General features: G+C 71.2%; 19 protein-coding genes. 14 read left to right on the top strand and 5 right to left on the bottom strand.

The genetic code is table 11. The annotated features are described in order from the left end of the window. Positions 1–38 precede the first annotated feature (38 nt). Entirely contained in the window at positions 39–1,403 is a 1,365-nt protein-coding gene (locus DEO23_RS07005) for an MFS transporter (RefSeq protein WP_240613265.1), read from the bottom strand. Positions 1,404–1,488: 85 nt separating this feature from the next. Here DEO23_RS07005 and DEO23_RS07000 point away from each other — a divergent pair, with 85 nt between their 5' ends. Then, entirely contained in the window at positions 1,489–2,202 is a 714-nt protein-coding gene (locus tag DEO23_RS07000; protein WP_109275270.1) for an NAD(P)H-binding protein, read from the top strand. Between the two features lie 27 nt (positions 2,203–2,229). Here DEO23_RS07000 and DEO23_RS06995 read toward each other — a convergent pair whose 3' ends face one another. Beyond that, on the bottom strand, positions 2,230–2,886 hold the full coding sequence (locus DEO23_RS06995; protein WP_109275269.1) for an SRPBCC domain-containing protein: 657 nt from the start codon (positions 2,884–2,886) through the stop codon (positions 2,230–2,232). Positions 2,887–3,268: 382 nt separating this feature from the next. Here DEO23_RS06995 and DEO23_RS06990 point away from each other — a divergent pair, with 382 nt between their 5' ends. The 8 genes from DEO23_RS06990 (at position 3,269) to DEO23_RS06955 (ending at position 11,620) form a co-directional block, all read left to right on the top strand. Next, entirely contained in the window at positions 3,269–3,991 is a 723-nt protein-coding gene (locus DEO23_RS06990; RefSeq protein WP_109275633.1) for an HAD family hydrolase, read from the top strand. Continuing rightward, entirely contained in the window at positions 3,988–6,522 is a 2,535-nt protein-coding gene (locus tag DEO23_RS06985) for a glycoside hydrolase family 65 protein (RefSeq protein ID WP_109275268.1), read from the top strand. Before DEO23_RS06990 ends, DEO23_RS06985 begins: the two co-directional genes overlap by 4 nt. 25 nt (positions 6,523–6,547) lie before the next feature. Beyond that, entirely contained in the window at positions 6,548–7,906 is a 1,359-nt protein-coding gene (locus tag DEO23_RS06980; protein WP_240613264.1) for a YihY/virulence factor BrkB family protein, read from the top strand. Continuing rightward, positions 7,903–8,469 (top strand): peptide deformylase, encoded by a 567-nt coding sequence (def, locus tag DEO23_RS06975; RefSeq protein ID WP_109275267.1) that lies wholly within the window; start codon positions 7,903–7,905, stop codon positions 8,467–8,469. Before DEO23_RS06980 ends, def begins: the two co-directional genes overlap by 4 nt. Before the next feature lie 74 nt (positions 8,470–8,543). Then, positions 8,544–8,981: a QcrA and Rieske domain-containing protein gene (locus tag DEO23_RS06970; RefSeq protein ID WP_109275631.1), complete on the top strand. Its 438-nt coding sequence runs from the start codon at positions 8,544–8,546 to the stop codon at positions 8,979–8,981. 3 nt (positions 8,982–8,984) lie between these two features. Continuing rightward, positions 8,985–9,812: a tRNA (guanosine(46)-N7)-methyltransferase TrmB gene (trmB, locus tag DEO23_RS06965; protein ID WP_109275266.1), complete on the top strand. Its 828-nt coding sequence runs from the start codon at positions 8,985–8,987 to the stop codon at positions 9,810–9,812. A gap of 330 nt (positions 9,813–10,142) precedes the next feature. After that, complete coding sequence (locus DEO23_RS06960; RefSeq protein ID WP_109275265.1) at positions 10,143–11,171, top strand: LCP family protein; 1,029 nt, start codon at positions 10,143–10,145, stop codon at positions 11,169–11,171. Positions 11,172–11,254: 83 nt separating this feature from the next. Beyond that, positions 11,255–11,620, top strand: coding sequence for a DUF4235 domain-containing protein (locus DEO23_RS06955; protein WP_109275264.1), 366 nt, complete (start codon positions 11,255–11,257; stop codon positions 11,618–11,620). 184 nt (positions 11,621–11,804) lie between these two features. Here DEO23_RS06955 and phoU read toward each other — a convergent pair whose 3' ends face one another. Then, on the bottom strand, positions 11,805–12,479 hold the full coding sequence (gene phoU / locus DEO23_RS06950; RefSeq protein WP_109275263.1) for a phosphate signaling complex protein PhoU: 675 nt from the start codon (positions 12,477–12,479) through the stop codon (positions 11,805–11,807). 191 nt (positions 12,480–12,670) lie between these two features. On the opposite strand from phoU, the gene DEO23_RS06945 reads away from it, so the two are divergent. Together DEO23_RS06945 and DEO23_RS06940 are read left to right on the top strand one after the other, a co-directional pair. Continuing rightward, positions 12,671–13,858, top strand: coding sequence for a sensor histidine kinase (locus tag DEO23_RS06945; protein ID WP_109275262.1), 1,188 nt, complete (start codon positions 12,671–12,673; stop codon positions 13,856–13,858). A 205-nt stretch (positions 13,859–14,063) separates the two neighbouring features. After that, positions 14,064–14,756 (top strand): response regulator transcription factor, encoded by a 693-nt coding sequence (locus DEO23_RS06940; RefSeq protein WP_109275261.1) that lies wholly within the window; start codon positions 14,064–14,066, stop codon positions 14,754–14,756. A 137-nt stretch (positions 14,757–14,893) separates the two neighbouring features. Here DEO23_RS06940 and DEO23_RS06935 read toward each other — a convergent pair whose 3' ends face one another. After that, positions 14,894–15,511, bottom strand: coding sequence for a hypothetical protein (locus tag DEO23_RS06935; RefSeq protein ID WP_205678889.1), 618 nt, complete (start codon positions 15,509–15,511; stop codon positions 14,894–14,896). A gap of 295 nt (positions 15,512–15,806) precedes the next feature. On the opposite strand from DEO23_RS06935, the gene DEO23_RS06930 reads away from it, so the two are divergent. The 3 genes from DEO23_RS06930 (at position 15,807) to ilvA (ending at position 18,389) form a co-directional block, all read left to right on the top strand. After that, a complete protein-coding gene (locus DEO23_RS06930; RefSeq protein WP_109275260.1) occupies positions 15,807–16,289 on the top strand; it encodes a CarD family transcriptional regulator in 483 nt (160 codons plus the stop codon). A 289-nt stretch (positions 16,290–16,578) separates the two neighbouring features. After that, complete coding sequence (locus tag DEO23_RS06925) at positions 16,579–16,932, top strand: PTS sugar transporter subunit IIB (protein ID WP_109275259.1); 354 nt, start codon at positions 16,579–16,581, stop codon at positions 16,930–16,932. A 149-nt stretch (positions 16,933–17,081) separates the two neighbouring features. Continuing rightward, positions 17,082–18,389, top strand: coding sequence for a threonine ammonia-lyase IlvA (gene ilvA, locus DEO23_RS06920; protein WP_109275258.1), 1,308 nt, complete (start codon positions 17,082–17,084; stop codon positions 18,387–18,389). Between the two features lie 154 nt (positions 18,390–18,543). Here the strand turns inward: ilvA and galE are convergent, their stop codons facing one another. Then, positions 18,544–19,518: a UDP-glucose 4-epimerase GalE gene (gene galE, locus DEO23_RS06915; protein WP_109275257.1), complete on the bottom strand. Its 975-nt coding sequence runs from the start codon at positions 19,516–19,518 to the stop codon at positions 18,544–18,546. Between the last annotated feature and the right edge of the window lie 9 nt (positions 19,519–19,527).

Genomic DNA, 19,527 nt, shown 5'->3' with positions numbered 1-19,527 from the left:
CGCCGCATCCGACGATGGTCGGCCCGGCAGCGCTGCGATCAGGTACGGGCTGCCCTGCGGGTACGGCCGACGGGCGCGGGCGTGTGATGGGGCAGGACCTTGGCGAGCCAGGCTCCGCCGCCCAGGCAGAGCACGCCGCTCACGATCGCGGCCGCGGCGACCGGGGCGATCAGGGTGACTCCGGTGACGATCAGCGGCGCGGCCAGACGCCCCACGCCCAGCAAGGTGTTCCACCAGGCCAGGTAGCGGGTGCGCCCGTGCACGGGCGACACGTCGATGCCCAGGGTCATCACGATCCCCGAGCCCAGACCATTGCCCAGCGACATCAGCAGGCTGGGGACCAGCAGAGCGGTCACCGACCCCGTGCCGCCGTCGTCCCCCGCGGTGCTCGCCAGGACACCCATCAGCACGAAGCCGACGCCCATCACCAGCGAGCAGGGCACGGCGACCGCGGCGCGCCCGAAGCGGTCCATGAGCACGCCGGCCGGGACGACGAGGGCGATGTCGAGCACGGCGGAGATGCCGAAGACGATCGAGATGGTGGTGGCGTCGACCCCCAGCACGGCGCCGAGCAGCGGCACGATCGTCGGACGGTTCACCCGCGCCATCAGCAGCGGCGTGATGCCGAGGACGACGACGAGCATCCGGGTGAGCACCCCGCGGGTCAGCCGCGATCGCGCCGGACTGGCGCGCATCGGGCTGCTGCGCGTCGACCGGTCGGCAGTGGACCGGCCCGGACGGCCGGCAGCGGTGCGGGCCCCCTCCCCGGGCACCATGAACACCGCGACCATCACCGTGGCGGCCGCGCTGAGGGTGGCGAAGAGAGCGAAGACCCAGCTCTCATGCCCGAGTGCGGTCACCACCGCTCCCAGCAGCGGGCCGACCACCTGGCCGATGCGCATCATGCCGCCGAACAGGGTCATGCCACGGGCCCTCACCGCCGAGGGCAGCGCGCCCCCGAGATAGGACTGGCGGCCCAGCGCCCAGACCTGGGAGCTCGCGGCCATCACGACCAGCAGCAGGACGAGCATCCCGCGGTGCACGGTGGTGGGGCCGTCCTGGAGACCGCGCCCGATCACGACCAGCGCCACCAGGTTCGTGGCGACCAGCAGGATGCCCGTGCCGATCAGCGCGCGCTGTGCCCCCACCCGATCCATCAGTCGGGCCGAGGGGATCGGTCCGAGCACGGCCGCGATCCCGAAGACGAGCGTGATGGCCGCGGTCGCCGGCACCGAGAATCCCAGGGCGAGGGCCAGCAGCGGTATCACCGGCAGCAGCGCGTTGGATCCCGAGGCCTCGATCAGTGTGGGCGCGTAGACCGGGCCGATCAGCGAGCGGATGACCCGGCGGGCCTCACCGTCCGACGACCGCCCGACGGCGGTGGGCACGGATGAGGAGGGCACGCTCTCACTCTTCCACCGGATCCTTCGCCAGGGCAAAGATGTCCACGCCCGGCGGCCCTCCCTCGCAGCGGGATAGCGTGGAGCCATGAGCACGGCGCATCCCGCAGACCCTCCGCCCCCTCCCCGCCTCGCGGTCTTCGCGGCGGACTCCCTGCTGGGCGAGGCCGTCGCCCGGGACGCACTGCTGCGGGCGTGCGAGGTGGTGAGCGCGGCCGAGGATCCCTCGCTCGTCGCGCAGGTCTCCCCCGCCCAGCAGATCATCGGCATCGACCCGGGTGATCCCGTCGGTCTGCTCGCGGCGCTGGACGGAGCGAGCGCGGTGATCCTCGCTCTCGAGCCGGATCCCGTCCCCGGCGCTCACCGCTGCGACCTCTCCGAGCTGCTGGTGAGCGTCGTGCGCGCGATGCGCCGCACCGGCGTCGGCCGACTGGTCTCCTCCTCGAGCCTCGCCCTGAGCGGCGAGGCCGCGGATCCTCGCGTCGACCGCAGCACCCGTCGCGCGGCGCGCGACCTGCTCACGGCGCTGCGTACCGAGGTCTCGCCCGAGGATCACACGCGCGAGCTGCGGCGCTGCGAGATGCTCCTGGACGGCAGCGGCACGGACTGGACGGTCCTGCGTGCGGGCCGGCTGACCGACCTGCTGGGCACGCGCAGGCCGCGACTGGTGGACGCGGCGAGCGCCACCGACGCATCGAGCCGCCGGATCGCCCGAGAGGACCTGGCACGGGCGCTGGTGGACCAGGCCCTGGTGCCGGGCGATCCCGGAGCGCGGGTGCGGACCGTCGTCGCCGACGGCTGACGCCTGCGGTCGGTCGGGACCGCGCGCTCAGACCTCCGCGGTGCGTGCCCCGCCGTAGGCGGCGGTCGTCGCGACCTCGCCGGCGCGCGCCTGCTCGGGATCGGTGCCGGCGGCGGTCGAGGCGGCGGCCCAGCGGATCGACCAGGCACGCACGTAGTCCGCTCCCTCGTCGCTCGCGAGCCACTGCGGCGCGGGCTGCGGGACCTGCCCGCACAGGTCCTGCCATCCGCCGCTGAAGGCCGCGAGACCGAGCAGGGCCAGATCCCATCCCACTGCCAGCGCCCCCGGACCGAAGCGGGAGAAGACCTCCGCGTCGACGTCGGTGGTGTGGGTGAGCTCGAGATCGGTGCTGCCGTCGTCCACCGGGTCCAGACGGATCAGGAGATCGTCACGGCGCCCCTCGTACTCCCAGCTCAGGTGCAGGGAGTGCGGCGCCTCCACCTCGAGGATGCCGCCCTCGGCGCCGGGTGCGGTGAAGCGGCCACCCTCGCGCAGGTCACCGCCGACGGGCCCGTACCACTGCACGAGCTGCGCGGGGTCGGTCAGCAGCGGCCACAGCCGCGCCGGTGCCGGGGCGAAGATGGTCGCGAGCGTCATCGTGAGGTGGACGCTGTCCTGGCAGGGGACGATGTCGACGGTGCGGCGCACGGCGTCGACGGGGGAGGCTGCCGCGAGAGCGGTCATCCATGCTCCTTGGACGGGGTCGGGCTGCGGACGTCCCGCGGACGGTCACGCAGGCGCCGTCGATGCTACGCCCGGCCCCGACCGCCCGCCAGGGTCCGTGATCCCCTCCTCCCGGGCCCCTCTCCGCCCTCCGCCCGCTGCCGCGCCCGGTCCGCCCCTCGGGCCGTGATCCACGGACGGACTCGCCCGGCGCCCGGTGTGCGTTTCCATCTCCCGGCCGCAGGGGCCCTAGCATGTCCGTGTGCATCTGAGCCCGACTCCCCAGAGCCCGACGCCCGACCCCTCCGGTTCCCCCGCGGACGCTCCCCACCGTGAGCCGCGCGACCTGCCGGTCCATCTCTTCGACCTCGACGGTGTGATCACCCCGACCGCGCGCATCCACATGGAGGCGTGGGCGGAGATGTTCTCCGCCTTCCTCACCTCGCGCGGTGTCACCGAGCCCTACACCGACGCGGACTACTACGCGCACGTGGACGGACGCCCCCGCACCCACGGCGTCCGCGAGCTGCTCGCCTCGAGGTCCATCACGATCCCCGAGGGATCGTCCGATGACCCTGTCGACCAGCCCGAGGGCAGCGAGACCATCGCCGGCCTGGGCAACCGCAAGAACGCCCGGGTGCTCGAGAAGATCCGCCGCGACGGCATCGCCCCCTACCCCGGCACCGTCACCTATCTCGACGCCCTGCCCAGCAGCGCGCGTCTGGCGATCGTCTCCAGCTCGCGCAACGCCGAGGAGGTGCTGAGCGGGGCAGGCCTGCTCGACCGCTTCGAGGTGATCGTCGACGGCAACGTGGCCTCCCGCGAGTCCCTGCCGGGCAAGCCCGCCCCCGACACCTTTCTGCGTGCCGCGGACCTCCTGGGCTGCGACTCCCACGACGCCGTGGTCTACGAGGACGCCGTCTCGGGAGTGCGCGCGGGCGCCGCCGGCGGGTTCGGCGCCGTCGTGGGCGTGGACCGCGGCGCCGGGCACGAGGCCCTCGCCGATGCCGGCGCCGACCGCGTCGTCTCCGACCTCGAGGAGCTCGCCCCCGCCTCGTCGGCCGAGGGGACGACCGGAGCCCCGCACCAGACCACACAGCAGACCCCGTCGGAGGAGCAGTCATGAACCCCCGCGACCACGTCATCGGCGATCCGGTGGACCGCCAGCACCTGCCCGTGGACGAGTGGCGCCTGGTGGAGTCCCGTCCCGGTGGAGAGCTCGGCCAGTTCGAGACGCTGTTCACGACCGCCAACGGCTACCTCGGGATGCGCGGCACCCCCGAGGAGGGGCGCCCCGTCCACGCCCACGGCACCTTCATCAACGGCTTCCACGAGACCTGGCAGATCAACCATGCCGAATCGGCCTTCGGGTTCGCGCGCACCGGTCAGACGATCGTCAACGTCCCCGACTCCACGGTGATGAAGCTGTACGTCGACGACGAGCCGCTGCTGCTGGACGTCGCCGAGCTCGAGGAGTACGAGCGCTCGCTGGACTTCCGGGACGGGACGCTGCGCCGCGACCTGATCTGGCGCACGCCCGCCGGCAAGCGGATCCGGGTGCGCACGAGCCGCATGGTCTCCTTCAGCAACCGTCATCTCGCGCAGATGACGATGGAGCTGGAGATGCTCGACGGCAGCGCGCCGATCGCGGTCTCCTCGCAGATCATCAACCGCCAGGACGGCAGCGACGACTTCGGCGTCCACGCCTCCCCCGGCGGCAAGAACGACCCCCGACGCACCACGACCTTCGACCACCGGGTGTTGGTGCCCCATCAGGACTGGCACTCGGACCGCCGGATGCTGCTGGGGTACCGCACGTCCGACTCCGACATGTCGCTCGCGATCGGCGCGGACCACCAGGTCGACTCCGACCTCGAGGTCGAGCAGCTGGTCTCGACCGAACCCGATCAGGGCAAGCATGTCTTCCGCGCGAACATGGTGCCCGGGTCGTCGCTGCGGATCACCAAGGCCGTCTCCTACCACTCCTCGGCGTTCCTGCCCGTGCGCGAGCTGTTCGACCGCTGCCGCCGCACCCTGGACCGCGTCCGCGCCGAGGGCTTTACCCCCGGTGAGCAGGACCAGCGAGCGTTCCTCGAGGACTTCTGGGAGCGCACCGACGTGCAGATCCCCGGCCACCCGGTCGAGCAGCAGGCGATCCGCTGGTGCCTGTTCCAGCTCGCCCAGGCCACGGCCCGGGCCGACGGCCTCGGGGTCGGCGCCAAGGGCGTCAGCGGCTCGGGGTACGAGGGCCACTACTTCTGGGACACCGACGTCTACGTCGTGCCGTTCCTGACCTACACGACGCCGCTGTGGGCCCGCAACGCCCTGCGCTTCCGCGTGAACCTGCTCGACAAGGCGCGCGAGCGCGCCCGCGAGCTGAACCAGCGCGGGGCACTGTTCCCCTGGCGCACGATCAACGGCGACGAGGCCTCGGCCTACTACGCCGCCGGCACCGCGCAGTACCACATCGACGCGGACGTGGCGTACTCGATCGCGCAGTACTCGGACGTCACCGGGGACCTCGACTTCTATGACCGCGAGGGCATCGAGGTGCTCGCCGAGACCGCCCGCATGTGGGCGGACCTGGGCTTCTGGCGCAGCCACGGCGACGACCACCACGAGTTCCACATTCACGGCGTGACCGGGCCCGACGAGTACACGACGGTGGTGAACAACAACATGTTCACCAACGTCATGGCGCGGCACAACCTGCACCGGGCCGCCGAGGCCGTCCGCGGCCTCAGCGAGCGCAATCCCGCGGAGTACGAGCGTCTGGTCGCCGCCATCGGCCTCGACGAGGGCGAGCCCGCCCAGTGGGAGGCGTGCGCCGAGGGCATGTACGTCGTGCGCGACGAGGCCTTCGGGATCCACCCGCAGGACGACTCCTTCCTCGACAAGGAGGTCTGGGACCTCCCGGCGACGCCGCCCGAGGCGCTGCCCCTGCTGCTGCACTTCCACCCGCTGGTGATCTACCGCTTCCAGGTCCTCAAGCAGGCCGACGTCGTGCTCGCGCTGTTCCTGCGCGGCGGCGAGTTCACCCTCGAGGAGAAGCGCGCCGACTTCGAGTACTACGACCCGATCACCACGGGCGACTCGAGCCTCTCCTCGGTCGTGCAGTCGATCGTCGCCTCCGAGGTCGGCCACCATCGCGCCGCCCTGGACTACTTCCACGCGGGCCTGTTCGCGGACCTCGCGAACCTGCACGGCAACACGGCCGACGGCGTCCACATCGCCTCCGCCGGCGGGGTCTGGAACGCCCTGGTGCACGGGTTCGGGGGCATGCGCCACGACCAGGGCACCATCAGCTTCGACCCGCGCCTGCCCTCCTCGTGGCCGGAGTTGACCTTCCCCCTCACCATCCGCGGCTCCCGCTTCCGCGCCCGCCTCACCCGCTCCGAGATCTCCTTCGTCCTGGAGGACGGGGCCGAGGTCGAGGTCGACGTGCGCGGCGAGAGCGTGAGGATCACGGCCGAGGGCGTCACCGTCGCGCTGGCGGACCAGGGGCCGCGCCTGGGCGACACCGATCTCAGCGAACCGGTCGGTCTGGGTGACCGGCGCGCGGACGGCTCGATCCTGACCTCCTCGGTCCCGGCCGACCCGGACTCCCCCTGGGAGTTCCCCGTCGCGCCCGAGGAGGGACAGGAGGCCTCTGCATGAGAGTGCGCGACATCGGCGGCGGGCGGTGAGCCGGAAGGCTCGGCGCGAGGTCACGATCGCCCGACCCCGCCTGAGCATCTGGCACGTGCTGAACCGTCTGCGCGTCCGCATGATCGACATCCAGGTCTGGGACGTGGCCGGCACGATGACGTTCTACATGCTGCTGTCGGTGCTCCCCGCCGCCATCGCGATGATCTCGGTGGTCTCCATGCTGGGCTTCCAGGAGCGCACCGTCGACACGCTGGGAAGCCTGGTCACCGAGGTGTTCCCGAGCGTGGACGCCGAGCCGTACGAACGCACGCTGCTGGCCCTGGGCACGACCCGGGGAGGCGTGCTGGGGCTGACGCTGGGCACGTTCGGCGCGCTGCTGTCGGCCTCCAACGGCATGGCGGCCTTCCACCGGGCGCTCCATCACGTCTACGACACCCGTGAGGGCCGCCCCTTCCTGTGGTTCCGCACCATCGTGTTCGGGGAGACCGTGCTGGCCGTCGCGATGGTGATGCTGATCGCGGGCGTGGTCGTGGTGGGAGGCGAGGCCACCCAGGAGGTCGGCGAGTTCGTGGGGATCCCCCGCTTCGCCTTCCAGGTGTGGAACGTGGTGAAGTGGCCGATCCTGCTGGGGATCCTGATCGTCGCGATCTCGCTGGCCTACTACCTCTTCCCCAACGTGCGCCTCCCCCGCTACCGGGTGATGACGGTGGGGTCGACCCTGGTGGTGCTGCTGCTGTTCGGGGCCGCTCAGCTGCTGGGCCGCCTCACCGGCGAGCTCACCCGGATCTCCGACCTCCTGCCCGCTCTGAACGGCGCGATCGGCATCCTGCTGCTGCTGTGGCTCGCGAACATCGTGATCGTCGCCGGCGCGGCGCTGGACGCCGAGCTGCTGCGCGCCCGGCAGATCGCCGCGGGCCTTCCCGCCTGGCACCACCTGGCCCTGGAGACGCACGCCTCGCACTCCCTGGAGTTCCTCGCCGGGGTCGCCGACCACAACGAGGAGGTCGGTCGTGCGGTCTGCGAGGCCGCGCGCACCGAGCAGCCCCTCACCCACGGGCGCTCGGCCTCGATCGTGGACGCCGGCAGCCTCTTCGCGATTAATCCTCCTCGCCGACGGGCCGTCCACACCGGCCCCGAGCAGCCCGTCCCGGTGATCTCCCGGCCCACCGCCCTCGCTCCGTCCCCGTCCCGGGAACCGGCCACGCCCGGGGCCTCCGACATCCCGGCGGCCACCATGTCCTCGGCCGATCCGGCACCGAGCAGCGCGGCCTCGCCCGCCGCGGCGAACGCGTCCGCGTCCTCGCCCTCGGCCGCGTCGTCGTCCGCGTCGTCGCCCCCGGCCGCGCCCTCCCGCCCCTCCCCGTCCCGTGACACCCCAGGAGAACAGCAGTGACCGTCCGCCCCATCACGATCATCGGACATCGGGCGCTCGAGCGCCCCACCCGCAAGGTCCGAGAGATCACCGACGAGATCCGCACGCTGGTCGCGGACATGTTCGAGACCAACGACGCGGCGGACGGTGCAGGGCTGGCGGCGCCGCAGGTGGGTGCGCGCTGGCGGATCTTCGTCTACTCCTGCACCGACGCGGAGGACATCGAGCAGCGCGGGGTCGTCATCAACCCCCGGCTGCAGCGCTTCGGCACTCTGGTCCTGGACGAGGAGTCCATCGAGGGCTGCCTGTCGGTGCCCGGCGAGGGCTACCCGACCGCACGTTTCACCGGGGCCCGGGTCACCGGCACCGACCTCGAGGGCAACGAGGTCGACGTGTCCGACGAGGGCGGCGTCCTGGCCCGCTGCCTCCAGCACGAGGTCGACCACCTCGAGGGCATGCTCTACGTCGAACGCCTCTCACCCACTCTGCGGCGGGAGGCCCTGGACGCGGTCACGGCGCGCGGATGGCGCTCGCGGGGTGTGCTCTCGTGGGATCCGCGACAGCTCGAGGCCGACGAGGTCTGAGCGGCACCCGGAGAACCGTCACCGCGACCGTCATCGGGACCGTCGTGCTCAGGTCCCGCGAGTACGCTGAGGGCATGGATCGTCGCCCCTGTCTCTCCCGTCGCCGCGCCCTGGGCGCACTCGCCCTCGGCTCCGGTTCCACGCTCGCGCTCGGCGCCTGCGGCCCGGACGACGAGGGCTTCGGCAACGCCGACCCGGTCCAGGCGTCCGACGACGCCGTCGCCCTCTCGGAGATCCCCGAGAACGCGACCACCCTGGTGAACTTCGGCGGCGAGCAGCCCTACGTCGCGATCGTGCGCGGCTCCGGGAAGGACATCAGCGCGATGTCCGGCTACTGCACACACCAGGGCTGCGCCCTGGCCGTCGGCCACGACGGCGCCGAGCTCGACTGCCCCTGCCATGGCTCCCGCTTCGACTCCACCAGCGGCGACGTCGTGCGCGGCCCGGCCGAGGACCCGCTGGGCAAGGTCGAGGTCACCCTCGACGGCGACCAGCTGCGCCGCGTGCGCTGAACGATGACGCAGGATCCCTCCCGCCCTCATCGCGACGTCGTCTCCTTCGTGCGCCGCGGCAGCCGCCTCTCGGCGAGCCGCCAGGACGCCTGGGACCGTCTGGCCGACACCTGGGTGCTGGACCTCCCGCGCGGCGAGCGCGACACCGTCCCGGCCCACGGGACCCGGCTCGACCCCGCGCAGGTCTTCGGCCGCACTGCACCGCTGGTGGTCGAGATCGGCAGCGGACAGGGCGAGAACATCGCCGCGGCGGCCACGGCCCGCGACGACCGCGACCACCTCGCCTTCGAGGTCTACGTCCCGGGCATCGCGCAGTCGCTGGACCGGATCGAGCGCGCCGGCAGTCCCCGCAACCTGCGCCTGGTGCCGCTGGACGCCCTCCACTCCCTCCCCACCCTGCTGGCGCCGGGCAGCATCACCGAGCTGTGGATCTTCTTCCCCGATCCCTGGCACAAGTCCCGCCACCACAAACGGCGCCTGGTGAACCCTCCGCTGCTGGATGCGGTGCTGCCGCTGATGGCACCCGGGGGGCTGCTGCGCCTGGCGACCGACTGGGCGGAGTACGCCTGTCACATGCGGGCAGTGCTGGACGCCGACCCGCGCCTGGTAAACACCTCCCCCGACGGCCCACGCCCCGACGGGACGCCGAGCGACGAGGTGCCCGACGAGATGCCCGTCCACGGCTGGTCCCCCCGCTTCGAGGGGCGCGTGCTCACCAGCTTCGAGCGCAAGGCCCATGACGCCGGACGCCTGATCTGGGACCTGACGTACGAGGTCGATGGCGAGGGCTCCGCGGGAGCGAGCGCGCGTTCGAGCGGCCCCACCGACTGACGCGCGCGGGCACGCCGCCTGCCCCGTCTGGAGGCTGCCCGCCGCCCCGGGTCCCGCCCGCTGTCCGGCGGCCTGCCTGCCGTCTATAGGAGAGTTCCGAGCCAAATCCGAGCGATTCTGACTCGGAATCCTCCTATAGGCGCCGCAACCTGCCCCGGCCGACACCGGCCGTCCCCACCGCGCACCCCACCCGGCCCGCGCCTCCCGCGGAGGTTTCGTGAGGACCTTGCCATGAGCCGGTGGAGCGCGCGACGACGCCGGTGCCCGGGGATATCCTGAGTGCTTCCGTCACGCCGCGTTCGTCGGCCCGAAGCATCCGGAGGACCGCTCATGAGCGAGCCCGACATCGACCTGCCCGGCGACTGGGAGAACGACGGCGGGACCCGTCGGACCCGCCGCCCCCACCGCGGCCGACGCGCACTCCTGATCATCCTCCTGATCCTCGTGGTGCTGGTCGCGGCCGCGGGGATCATCGCCGCCCGCTACCTGACCTCGCTCAACAACTCCTACGAGAAGCGCACCACGATCAGCATCGACGACGACAGGTCGGGCGACACCGCGGGCGAGAACTTCCTGCTCCTGGGATCGGACAAGCGCAGCCCCGAGGCCGCCGCGGCCGAGAAGGTCTCCGGGCAGCGTTCGGACGTCATGATGCTCGTGCACGTCCCCGCCGATCACTCGGGGGCCTACGTGATGTCCTTCCCCCGCGACCTGTACGTCGACATCCCCGGTCACGGGAAGGACCGCATCAACTCCGCGATCGAGTACGGCGGGGTGCCCCTGGTGGTGAACACGGTCGAGGACTACACGGGAGCGCACATCGACCATGTCGGTCTGATCGACTTCGAGGGGATCCAGGGGCTCGTCGACGCCCTCGGCGGGGTCGACGTCCAGGTGCCCAAGGAGTTCACCTCCAATGGCGTGGAGTTCACCCAGGGCAGCATGCACATGGACGGCAAGACCGCCCTGGTCTTCGCCCGTGAGCGCAAGACCTTCGCCGACGGCGACTTCCAGCGCAACCGCGACCAGCAGGCGCTGCTCAAGGGCATCATCGGGGAGCTGCTGGACCGTGACACCCTCTCCAGCCCCTCGAAGATCTCCGACACCGTCGAGGTCGTCTCGCCGTACCTCACCACCGACGACGCCCTCACGGGCTCGCAGCTCGTGAAGCTCGGCATGTCCCTGCGCGGCATCCGCGGCTCCGACATCGACTACCTCTCCGTGCCCTACGGCGACCCCTACACGACCAAGGGCGGCGCGAGCGTCGTGGGCAGCGACGAGGCGGGCATGAAGGAGCTCAAGAAGGCCCTGGCCGACGACACGATGGACCAGTACGTGGAGGACCAGGAGAACTCCTGAGAGGCGTCACGGGGCGTCCTCGGCCCGATGCGCCCCGGCAGGTACCATCGGAGACGACCCCGAGAACCGCCCAGGAGGCTCACGTGCCCAACCCACTGGTGAAGATCGCGATGACCGGTGCCAGCATCGCCGCCGGCGTCGTCGGTCAGAAGGTGATCACCGCGATCTGGAACAGCGTCCTCGACGAGGACGCCCCGACGAACAAGAACATCAAGCGCTCGGCCAAGGAGACCAAGGCCGCTCGCAAGGAGGCCAAGAAGTCGGGCGCGTCGAAGGCCGAGGTCAAGGCGATCACCGACCCGGAGAACGAGCGCCCCGCCTGGCAGATCATCGTCTGGACCCTGCTCACGGGCGTGGTGCTGCAGGCGTTCCGCCAGGCCGCGCGCAACGGTACGGAGGTGGGCGCCCGGAAGATCACCGAGCGCCGCCCGCGCCCCAACCGCGGCTGAGCGCTCACCGCTCGCACGAGGGCCCCGGACCGATCGGTCCGGGGCCCTCGTGCGAGCGGTGAGCGGGAGCCGTGGCACGTCACCGTGCGCTCCAGCCCTCGGGGCTCACGGCTCACGGCTCACGGCTCACGGCTCACGGCTCAGCGTTCAGGGCTCAGAGAATTCAGGACTCGGAGCTCGCCCTTCAGAACTCCTCGGGATCCTCGCGCCCGCCGTGGGAGTCCAGCGTGTCGCCGGTGACGAGGAAGCCGACGCGACGCACGAGCGAGACCGCGTGGTCGCCGATGCGCTCGTAGTAGCGGCCCAGCAGCGTCAGGTTCATGACCTCGGCGCTGGTGTAGTCGTCGTGACGGGTGACCGCGCGGTAGATGTCGCTCTGCAGGGCGTCGATCTCGTCGTCGTCCTTTTCGACCTGCGCCGCGAGGGCGAGGTCGTTCCCGCTGATCACCCGGGCGCTGGAGCCAACCGCTCCCAGTGCCAGCTCCCCCAGACGCTGGAAGTCCTCACGATGGCGCTCCGGGACGGCCAGCTGCGGGTGGCTGCGCCGGGCGACGATCGCGATGTGCGCGGCGAGGTCGCCCATCCGCTCGATGGTCGAACTCATCCGTAGGCCCGCCACCAGCAGGCGCAGATCCCCCGCCACGGGCCCCTGCCGGGCCAGCAGCTGGATCATGGTCTCGTCCAGCTGCGCCTGGTCCTCGTCGATGTGGGAGTCGGCAGCGATCACGCGCTCGGCGAGCGCCAGGTCGCCGTCCAGCAGAGCGGTGGAGGCGCCACCCAGCCCTTCGTGGACGCGGTCCAGCATCGCCACCAGGTCCTCGACCAGGTGTCGCAGATCGCTGCGATACGCCTCGCGCATGTGCCCCTCGTTCCCTTCATCGCGTCCCGGCGGGCTGGTCCCACCGGGGGCCGCCTGTGCGGCGCCGGCGCCTGATCCTCGCAATCACAGGTGAACGCGAGGGCACCGCCCGGTGAACTCCTGCGGACCTCGACGCACCGGAGGACGTCCAGCTGCAGGAATGCCGTTCACCTGGACCTACGATAGGGGGCGTGCCTGTGTCAGTCCTCCTCGTGCTCGCCGGGGCCATCGGTCTCGTGATCGGCTGCGCGGCGACTCTCTCCCTGGTGCGTCAGAACCGGGGAGCCCCTGCGCCGACCACCGTCACGTCGACGGTCCCGGAGCCCGCGGCGGAGGTGCTCACGATCCTCTCGACCGCGTACGTGGTCCTCGACGCCGGCGGCGACGTCCTGCGGGTCTCCCCGCTCGCCTATTCCTACGGGATCGTGCGCGCCAGCAGCGGTGACTACCCGCGCCTGGCCAACCAGGAGCTGATCGAGCTGGCGGCCGACGTCGCCCGCAACGGCGGCTACCGCGACGAACGGCTGACGATCCGACGCCAGGGCCCGGAGGACTCCGAGTCGGTGATCGACGTGCGTCTGGGGACCCTGGGGTCACGCGGCGTCCTGCTGCTGGCCGAGGACCGGACCCGCGCGGTGCGGGTCGAGGAGACCCGACGCGACTTCGTCGCCAACGTCTCCCACGAGCTGAAGACCCCCGTCGGCGCGATCAACCTGCTCGCCGAGACGATGGAGGACGCGGCCGAGGATCCCGAGGCGGTGCGCCGCTTCGCCCAGCGCATGCAGTCCGAGTCCCAGCGTCTGTCGCACCTGGTCCAGGAGATCATCGAGCTCTCGCGCGTCCAGGGGGCCTCCGCGCTGCCGGACGCGAGCGCCGTCGACGTGGACGACGTCGTCGAGGAGGCGATGAGCGCCAACCGCAACCTCGCCCTGGGCTCGGACATCGTCCTGGCGGGCGGGGCTCCCTCGGGCCTGCAGGTCTACGGCTCCACGACGATGCTCACCACGGCCCTGTCGAACCTGATCTCCAACGCGATCGCCTATTCGCCCTCGGGCACGCAGGTCGGCGTCTCGGCGCGGCGGGACGCCGGCATGGTCGAGATCGTCGTCAAGGATCAGGGCATCGGGATCTCCAAGGAGGACCTCGAGCGGGTCTTCGAGCGCTTCTTCCGCGTGGATCGCGCGCGGTCACGCGCCACCGGGGGCACGGGCCTCGGTCTCGCGATCGTCAAGCACATCGCGACGGACCACGGCGGGGAGGTGACGGCCTGGTCGATGGAGGGTCAGGGATCCACGTTCGTGCTCCGCATCCCCGAGATGGGTCGCACCGATGCGACCACGGTCGGCACCGCGAACAGGTCGGAGGGGGATGCCTCGTGAGCTCGCAGACCGCCGCCCGACACCTCTCGCGCTCGCCCCGTCCCGGCACTCCCGCGCCCGGTCTCACGCCTGCGTCGGCGCCCGCGTCCGCGCCTGCCGGGGTCTCCCCGGCCCCACGTCTTCATCCCACCCCGACGGCGACCGGAGCACCGGTCCCGTATCGTCACTGCCGAGGCGGCGCTGCCGCACGAGAGAGAGGACGCCGATGACCCGGATCCTGATCGTCGAGGACGAGGAGTCGTTCTCCGACCCCCTCGCGTACTCCCTGCGCAAGGAGGGATACGAGGTCGCCGTCGCAGCCACCGGCACCGAGGCACTGCGGATCTTCTCCACCCATGGAGCCGAGCTGGTGCTGCTGGACCTGATGCTGCCGGGCATCGGCGGCACCGAGGTGTGCCGCGAGATCCGCCGCACCTCGAGCGTGCCGGTCATCATGCTGACGGCGAAGGACGACGAGTTCGACAAGGTCCTGGGGCTCGAGCTGGGGGCCGACGACTACGTCACCAAGCCCTACTCCTCCCGTGAGCTGCTGGCCCGCATCAAGGCGGTGCTCCGGCGCGGGCAGGACAGCGCCGAGGACGAGACCGAGGCGACCCTGCGGGCGGGCGGCATCGAGATGGACGTCGAGCGCCATGTGGTCACCGTGCGCGGGGAGGAGGTCTCCCTCCCCCTCAAGGAGTTCGAGCTGCTCGAGCTGCTGCTGCGCAACGTCGACCGTGTGCTCACGCGCGGTCAGCTCATCGACCGGGTGTGGGGAGCGAACTACGTGGGCGACACCAAGACCCTGGACGTGCACGTCAAGCGCCTGCGGGCGAAGATCGAGAGCGACCCCAAGAACCCGGTGCACCTGGTGACGGTGCGCGGACTGGGCTACAAGTTCGAGACGCTGGAGCGCTGAGCGCTACCGTGCCTCATCGGCCGCCGGTGGGCACGGGCCCGCTCGGCGGCCGGCACGGCGGTCCTCGACCCGACGCAGGCCCGCGTGCGCGGCGTCGCCCCTAGACGACGGCGCGGCGTCGACCCTCGTGGTGGCTCTCAGCCCTCGCCGTGGCCGGAGCCCCCGCCGCCGTCCGACGCGTTGCTGCCGGAGCCGCCGCCATCGGAGGAGCCGCTGCCGGAGCCGCCCTCGGACCCGCCGGACTTGTAGTACGACAGGCTGCTGTCGGTGACCGGGAGCGTCTCGGTGCGCTTCTTCCCGTCGGCCGACATCGTCAGCTTCATGGTCTTGCCGGGATCGACCGGGAAGTCGTCGGCGCCGATCCGGATCGGGTTCGACTCCTGCGGGTCCTTGTTCTTCTGCAGCGACTTGGGCTCGACCTGGACGGTCTCGTGAGCGGGCACCTCGACGCTGTCGGAGAAGACCGTGGTGCCCTCGTAATCGCCCTGGATCTTCACGGTCACCGGCTTGTCGGTGTAGTTGACGACGGACCCCAGCAGCTCGCCGCGCTGGGAGTCGTCCACGATGACGATCGCGTTGCGCACACCGACGGTGAAGTTCTTCTCGGCGTCGACGAGGCTGACGTTGGTGCCGTCGGCCGCCTGGTAGAAGTCGTGCGTCTGCACCGGGTTCATGTAGCTGCAGCCGGTCGCGCCGAGGGACAGCGCGAGCGCGGCGACGGTGAGGGCGAGTCGAGGACGACGCACGGACTTCACGAGGACTCCTGTTCATGTCCGTCCGGAGGGGCGACCCGGGCGGGAAAAGGGATCGGGGACGCCGGGATCTGACGCGACGTCGTACCTGTCCAGACTAGCGCACGGACGCCGTTCGCCCGGTCACAGCGGCGGCGCGGGCCGCGTGATCCCTCGCATGCCCGGCGCGGCGCCGAGTCCCTGCCGAACTGCCGAGGGCGCCGCTCCCTCACCCTCGTGACCAGCGCCGATATCAAAAGGGGCGCATTTTATCAGACGTCCTCGTGGTAGACTGGAAGCCAGGAAAGGGGCCCAACACATGAACTTTGCCGTCGGCGAGACAGTCGTCTACCCGCACCATGGAGCAGCGCTGATCGAGGAGGTCAAGAGCCGCACCATCAAGGGCGAGGATCGCACCTACCTCAAGCTCAAGGTGGCACAGGGAGATCTCACCATCGAGGTACCGGCCGACAACGTCGACCTGGTCGGTGTCCGCGACGTGGTGGACAAGGAGGGCCTGGAGGAGGTCTTCGACGTCCTCCGTCAGCCGTACACGGAGGAGCCGACCAACTGGTCGCGCCGCTACAAGGCGAACGTCGAGAAGCTCGCCTCGGGTGACGTCAAGAAGGTCGCGGAGGTCGTCCGTGACCTCTGGCGTCGCGATCAGGACCGCGGCCTCTCGGCCGGGGAGAAGCGGATGCTCGCCAAGGCGCGACAGATCCTCGTCTCCGAGCTCGCGCTCGCGGAGAAGACCGACGAGATCAAGGCCGAGTCGATCCTCGACGAGGTCCTCGCCTCCTGACACCCGCCCCGGTCCCGCAGGTCGCAGACCTCGCGGACCCGGAGCGCACCGATCGACCCCGGACGACCCTGTCGTCCGGGGTCGTCGTCTGCTCGGAGCCGCTCCGTCGAGCCGTCCACGGACGCCGACGGGACGGATCCGCGCAGCACCCCTGGCCTCAGCGCCCCTCCCGTGCCACGATGGTGACGTGCGCCACACCGCCCTGCCGAACGGTGCACCTCGTCCTGACTCCGTGAGCCCCACGGAGAGGAGTCGGCGCATCGCCCCGCGGGGGCGGGAAGGAGGGACCGTGCGCACCATCGCCGTCGTCAGCGGTTCCGGCGTGACGGCCTCCGCGCAGCTCGCGCGTCAGATGCACGATCATCTCGACCGACGCCAGATCCAGGCCCATGTCCTCCCCACCACCGTGATGGACATGCTCTCGCAGGACTTCCACGCCGACCTCATCATCGCCACCGTGGAGATCCCGCAGAGCCTGCGGATCCCCGTGATCTCCGGCATGCCGCTGCTGCTGGACACGAACCCCCAGCTGGTCTTCGACGACGTCGAGCGGCTGCTGGCCAGGCCCCATCCGACGCGTTCCTCCCCGCGTCGCCCCGGCTCCCGGCCCCTGCATCGACCAGGGAGCGGCGCGACCCGCTGAGGCGGCGAGGGGTCCGTCCCTCGACCCGGTGTGCACGCGGGGTCCGATCTGCGTACTGTCGCAGGGCAAGCCACAGCCTCCGCCCGCCGCGGACACCATCACACCTCGCGGCGGTGCGCGCTCGTCCACCCGAACATCCCGGAGTTCCTATGTCCGCGTCCGAGTCGCCACTCCCCCTGCTCACCGCCGACGACGTCGAGGCGGCCGCCTCACGTCTGGAGGGCATCGTGCGACGCACCCCGGTCCACCTCAGCGATCGCCTGAGCGCGATCGCCGGGGTCCCGGTGTGGCTGAAGCGCGAGGACCTGCAGGTGGTGCGCTCCTACAAGCTGCGCGGCGCCTACCTGTTCATGGACGCCCTGGACGAGGACTTCCGCTCGGTCGGCGTGGTCGCCGCGAGCGCCGGCAACCACGCGCAGGGCGTGGCCTACTCCTGCAACGTGCTGGGCATCGACGGCCGGATCTACGTGCCCGGGACCACCCCACGCCAGAAGCGCGACCGCATCACCACACTGGGCGGCGACCGTGTCGAGCTGATCCTGATCGGTGACACCTTCGACGACGCCTCCGAGGCGGCGGCCGACGACGCCCGCCGCACCGGGGCGACCATCGTGCCGCCCTTCGACGACCCGCAGACCATGTCCGGACAGGGGACCGTCGCCCTCGAGGCCGTCACCGACATCCGCGAGACCCACGGCCAGGACGTCGACACAGTGGTCCTGCCCGTCGGCGGCGGCGGACTGCTGGGTGGTTGCGGCACCTGGCTGCGTGAGCGCGAGCCCTCGATCCGCGTGGTGGGTGTCGAGCCCGCGGGCGCGGTCTCCATGGCCGCCGCGATGCGTCACGGCAGCCCCGTCACCCTGCACGAGATGGACCGCTTCGTCGACGGCGCGGCGGTGCGCCGCGTCGGCGCGTCGACCCTGCGCGCCGCCCAGGCGATCCAGCCGGACCTGCTCGCGGTCGACGAGGGCGCGGTGTGCTCCGAGATGCTCGCGCTCTACCAGACCGACGGGATCATCGCCGAGCCGGCCGGCGCCCTCGCCGCCTCCGCCGTCGCCTCGGGGCTCGTCGGGAACGACGGCTCGACCGGGGGTGACACGGAGGACCGCGGCGGCATCCTGGTGATCGTCTCGGGCGGCAACAACGACGTCTCCCGGTACAACGAGGTGGTCGAGCGCTCCCTCGTGCACGAGGGCCTCAAGCACTACTTCCTGGTGACGTTCGCGCAGGAGCCCGGGGCCCTGCGCCGGTTCCTGGACCAGGTGCTGGGCCAGGACGACGACATCGTCCTGTTCGACTACATCAAGCGCAACAACCGCGAGGAGGGCCCCGCGCTCGTGGGCATCGAGCTGGGGGCGAGGGAGAACTTCGAGCCGCTGCTGTCCCGGATGGCAGCCTCCAACATGCAGATCGAGCGCATCGATCCCGAGGACCCGATCTACCGCTATCTGACGTGAGACGGCGGGGCGCACGGGAGGGGACGACTGCCTCTCGAACCTGCGCCACGCTCTCGCCGCAGAGGGGCCCGCGCATCGTGGCGATGCGCGGGCCCCTCTGCGTCCTGGGCTGTCGGTGCTGGAGTGTCGGTGCTGGGCTGCCGGTCCCGGGCCGTCAGTCCTGCGCAGCAGCCTCGCGGGCCTCGACGGCGGAGCGGACGATGTCCTCGAGCGACTTCTCGCTCTTCCAGCTGAGGGTCTCGCGGATGCGGTCGGTCGAACAGATCAGACGGGCCGGATCTCCCGCACGCCGCTCGCCGATGCGCGGTTCGATCTCGATCCCCTTCACCTTCGCGATCGCGTCGATCACCTCGAGCACGCTCGAACCGGTGCCGGTGCCCACGTTGAACACGCGGTGAGGACGGTCGCCGCCCCGCAGGTACTCGAGCGCCGCGATGTGGGCCTCGGCCAGGTCGAGCACGTGCACGTAGTCGCGGATGCAGGTGCCGTCGGGGGTGTCGTAGTCCTCCCCGAACACCGTCGGCACGTCGCCGCGCTCGAGGGCGTCCAGGATGATCGGCACCAGGTTCATCACCTGCGTGTCCGCGAGCTCGGGCCAGCCGGCGCCCGCGACGTTGAAGTAGCGCAGCGCGACGGTGCGCATGTCGTGCGCACGCTCGGCGTCGGCGAGCATCCACTCCCCCACGTACTTGCTCGCGCCGTAGGGGTTGATCGGCTGCGGGGCGAGATCCTCCGTGACCTCGGGGACGTCGGGCATCCCGTACACGGCCGCGGACGAGGAGAACACGACGTCGCGCACCTTGGCCTTCGCACAGGCGGCGAGCACGTTGGCGAGCCCGCCGACGTTGTCGTGCCAGTACATCTCCGGGTTCTCGACGGATTCGCCCACCTGCTTGTGCGCGGCGAAGTGGATCACCGAGTCCGCACCGGAGCTGGTGAGGTGGAAGGCGAGCCGGTCCACGGCCTCCGGGGAGGTGACGTCGAGCTCGACGAGGTCCGCGCCCTCCGTGCGGGCGCGATAGCCCGTGGAGAGGTCGTCGACCACGACGACCTGCTCGCCCCTCTCCAGCAGGAGTCGCACCACGTGCGACCCGATGTACCCGGCACCACCGATCACGAGAGTCGTCATGGTTCGACC

The sequence above is a fragment of the Brachybacterium endophyticum genome (assembly GCF_003130585.1).
GTDB classification, from domain to species: domain Bacteria; phylum Actinomycetota; class Actinomycetes; order Actinomycetales; family Dermabacteraceae; genus Brachybacterium; species Brachybacterium endophyticum.
Note: the sequence above shows the minus strand (reverse complement) of the source record. Positions and strands in the feature narration are given on the sequence as shown.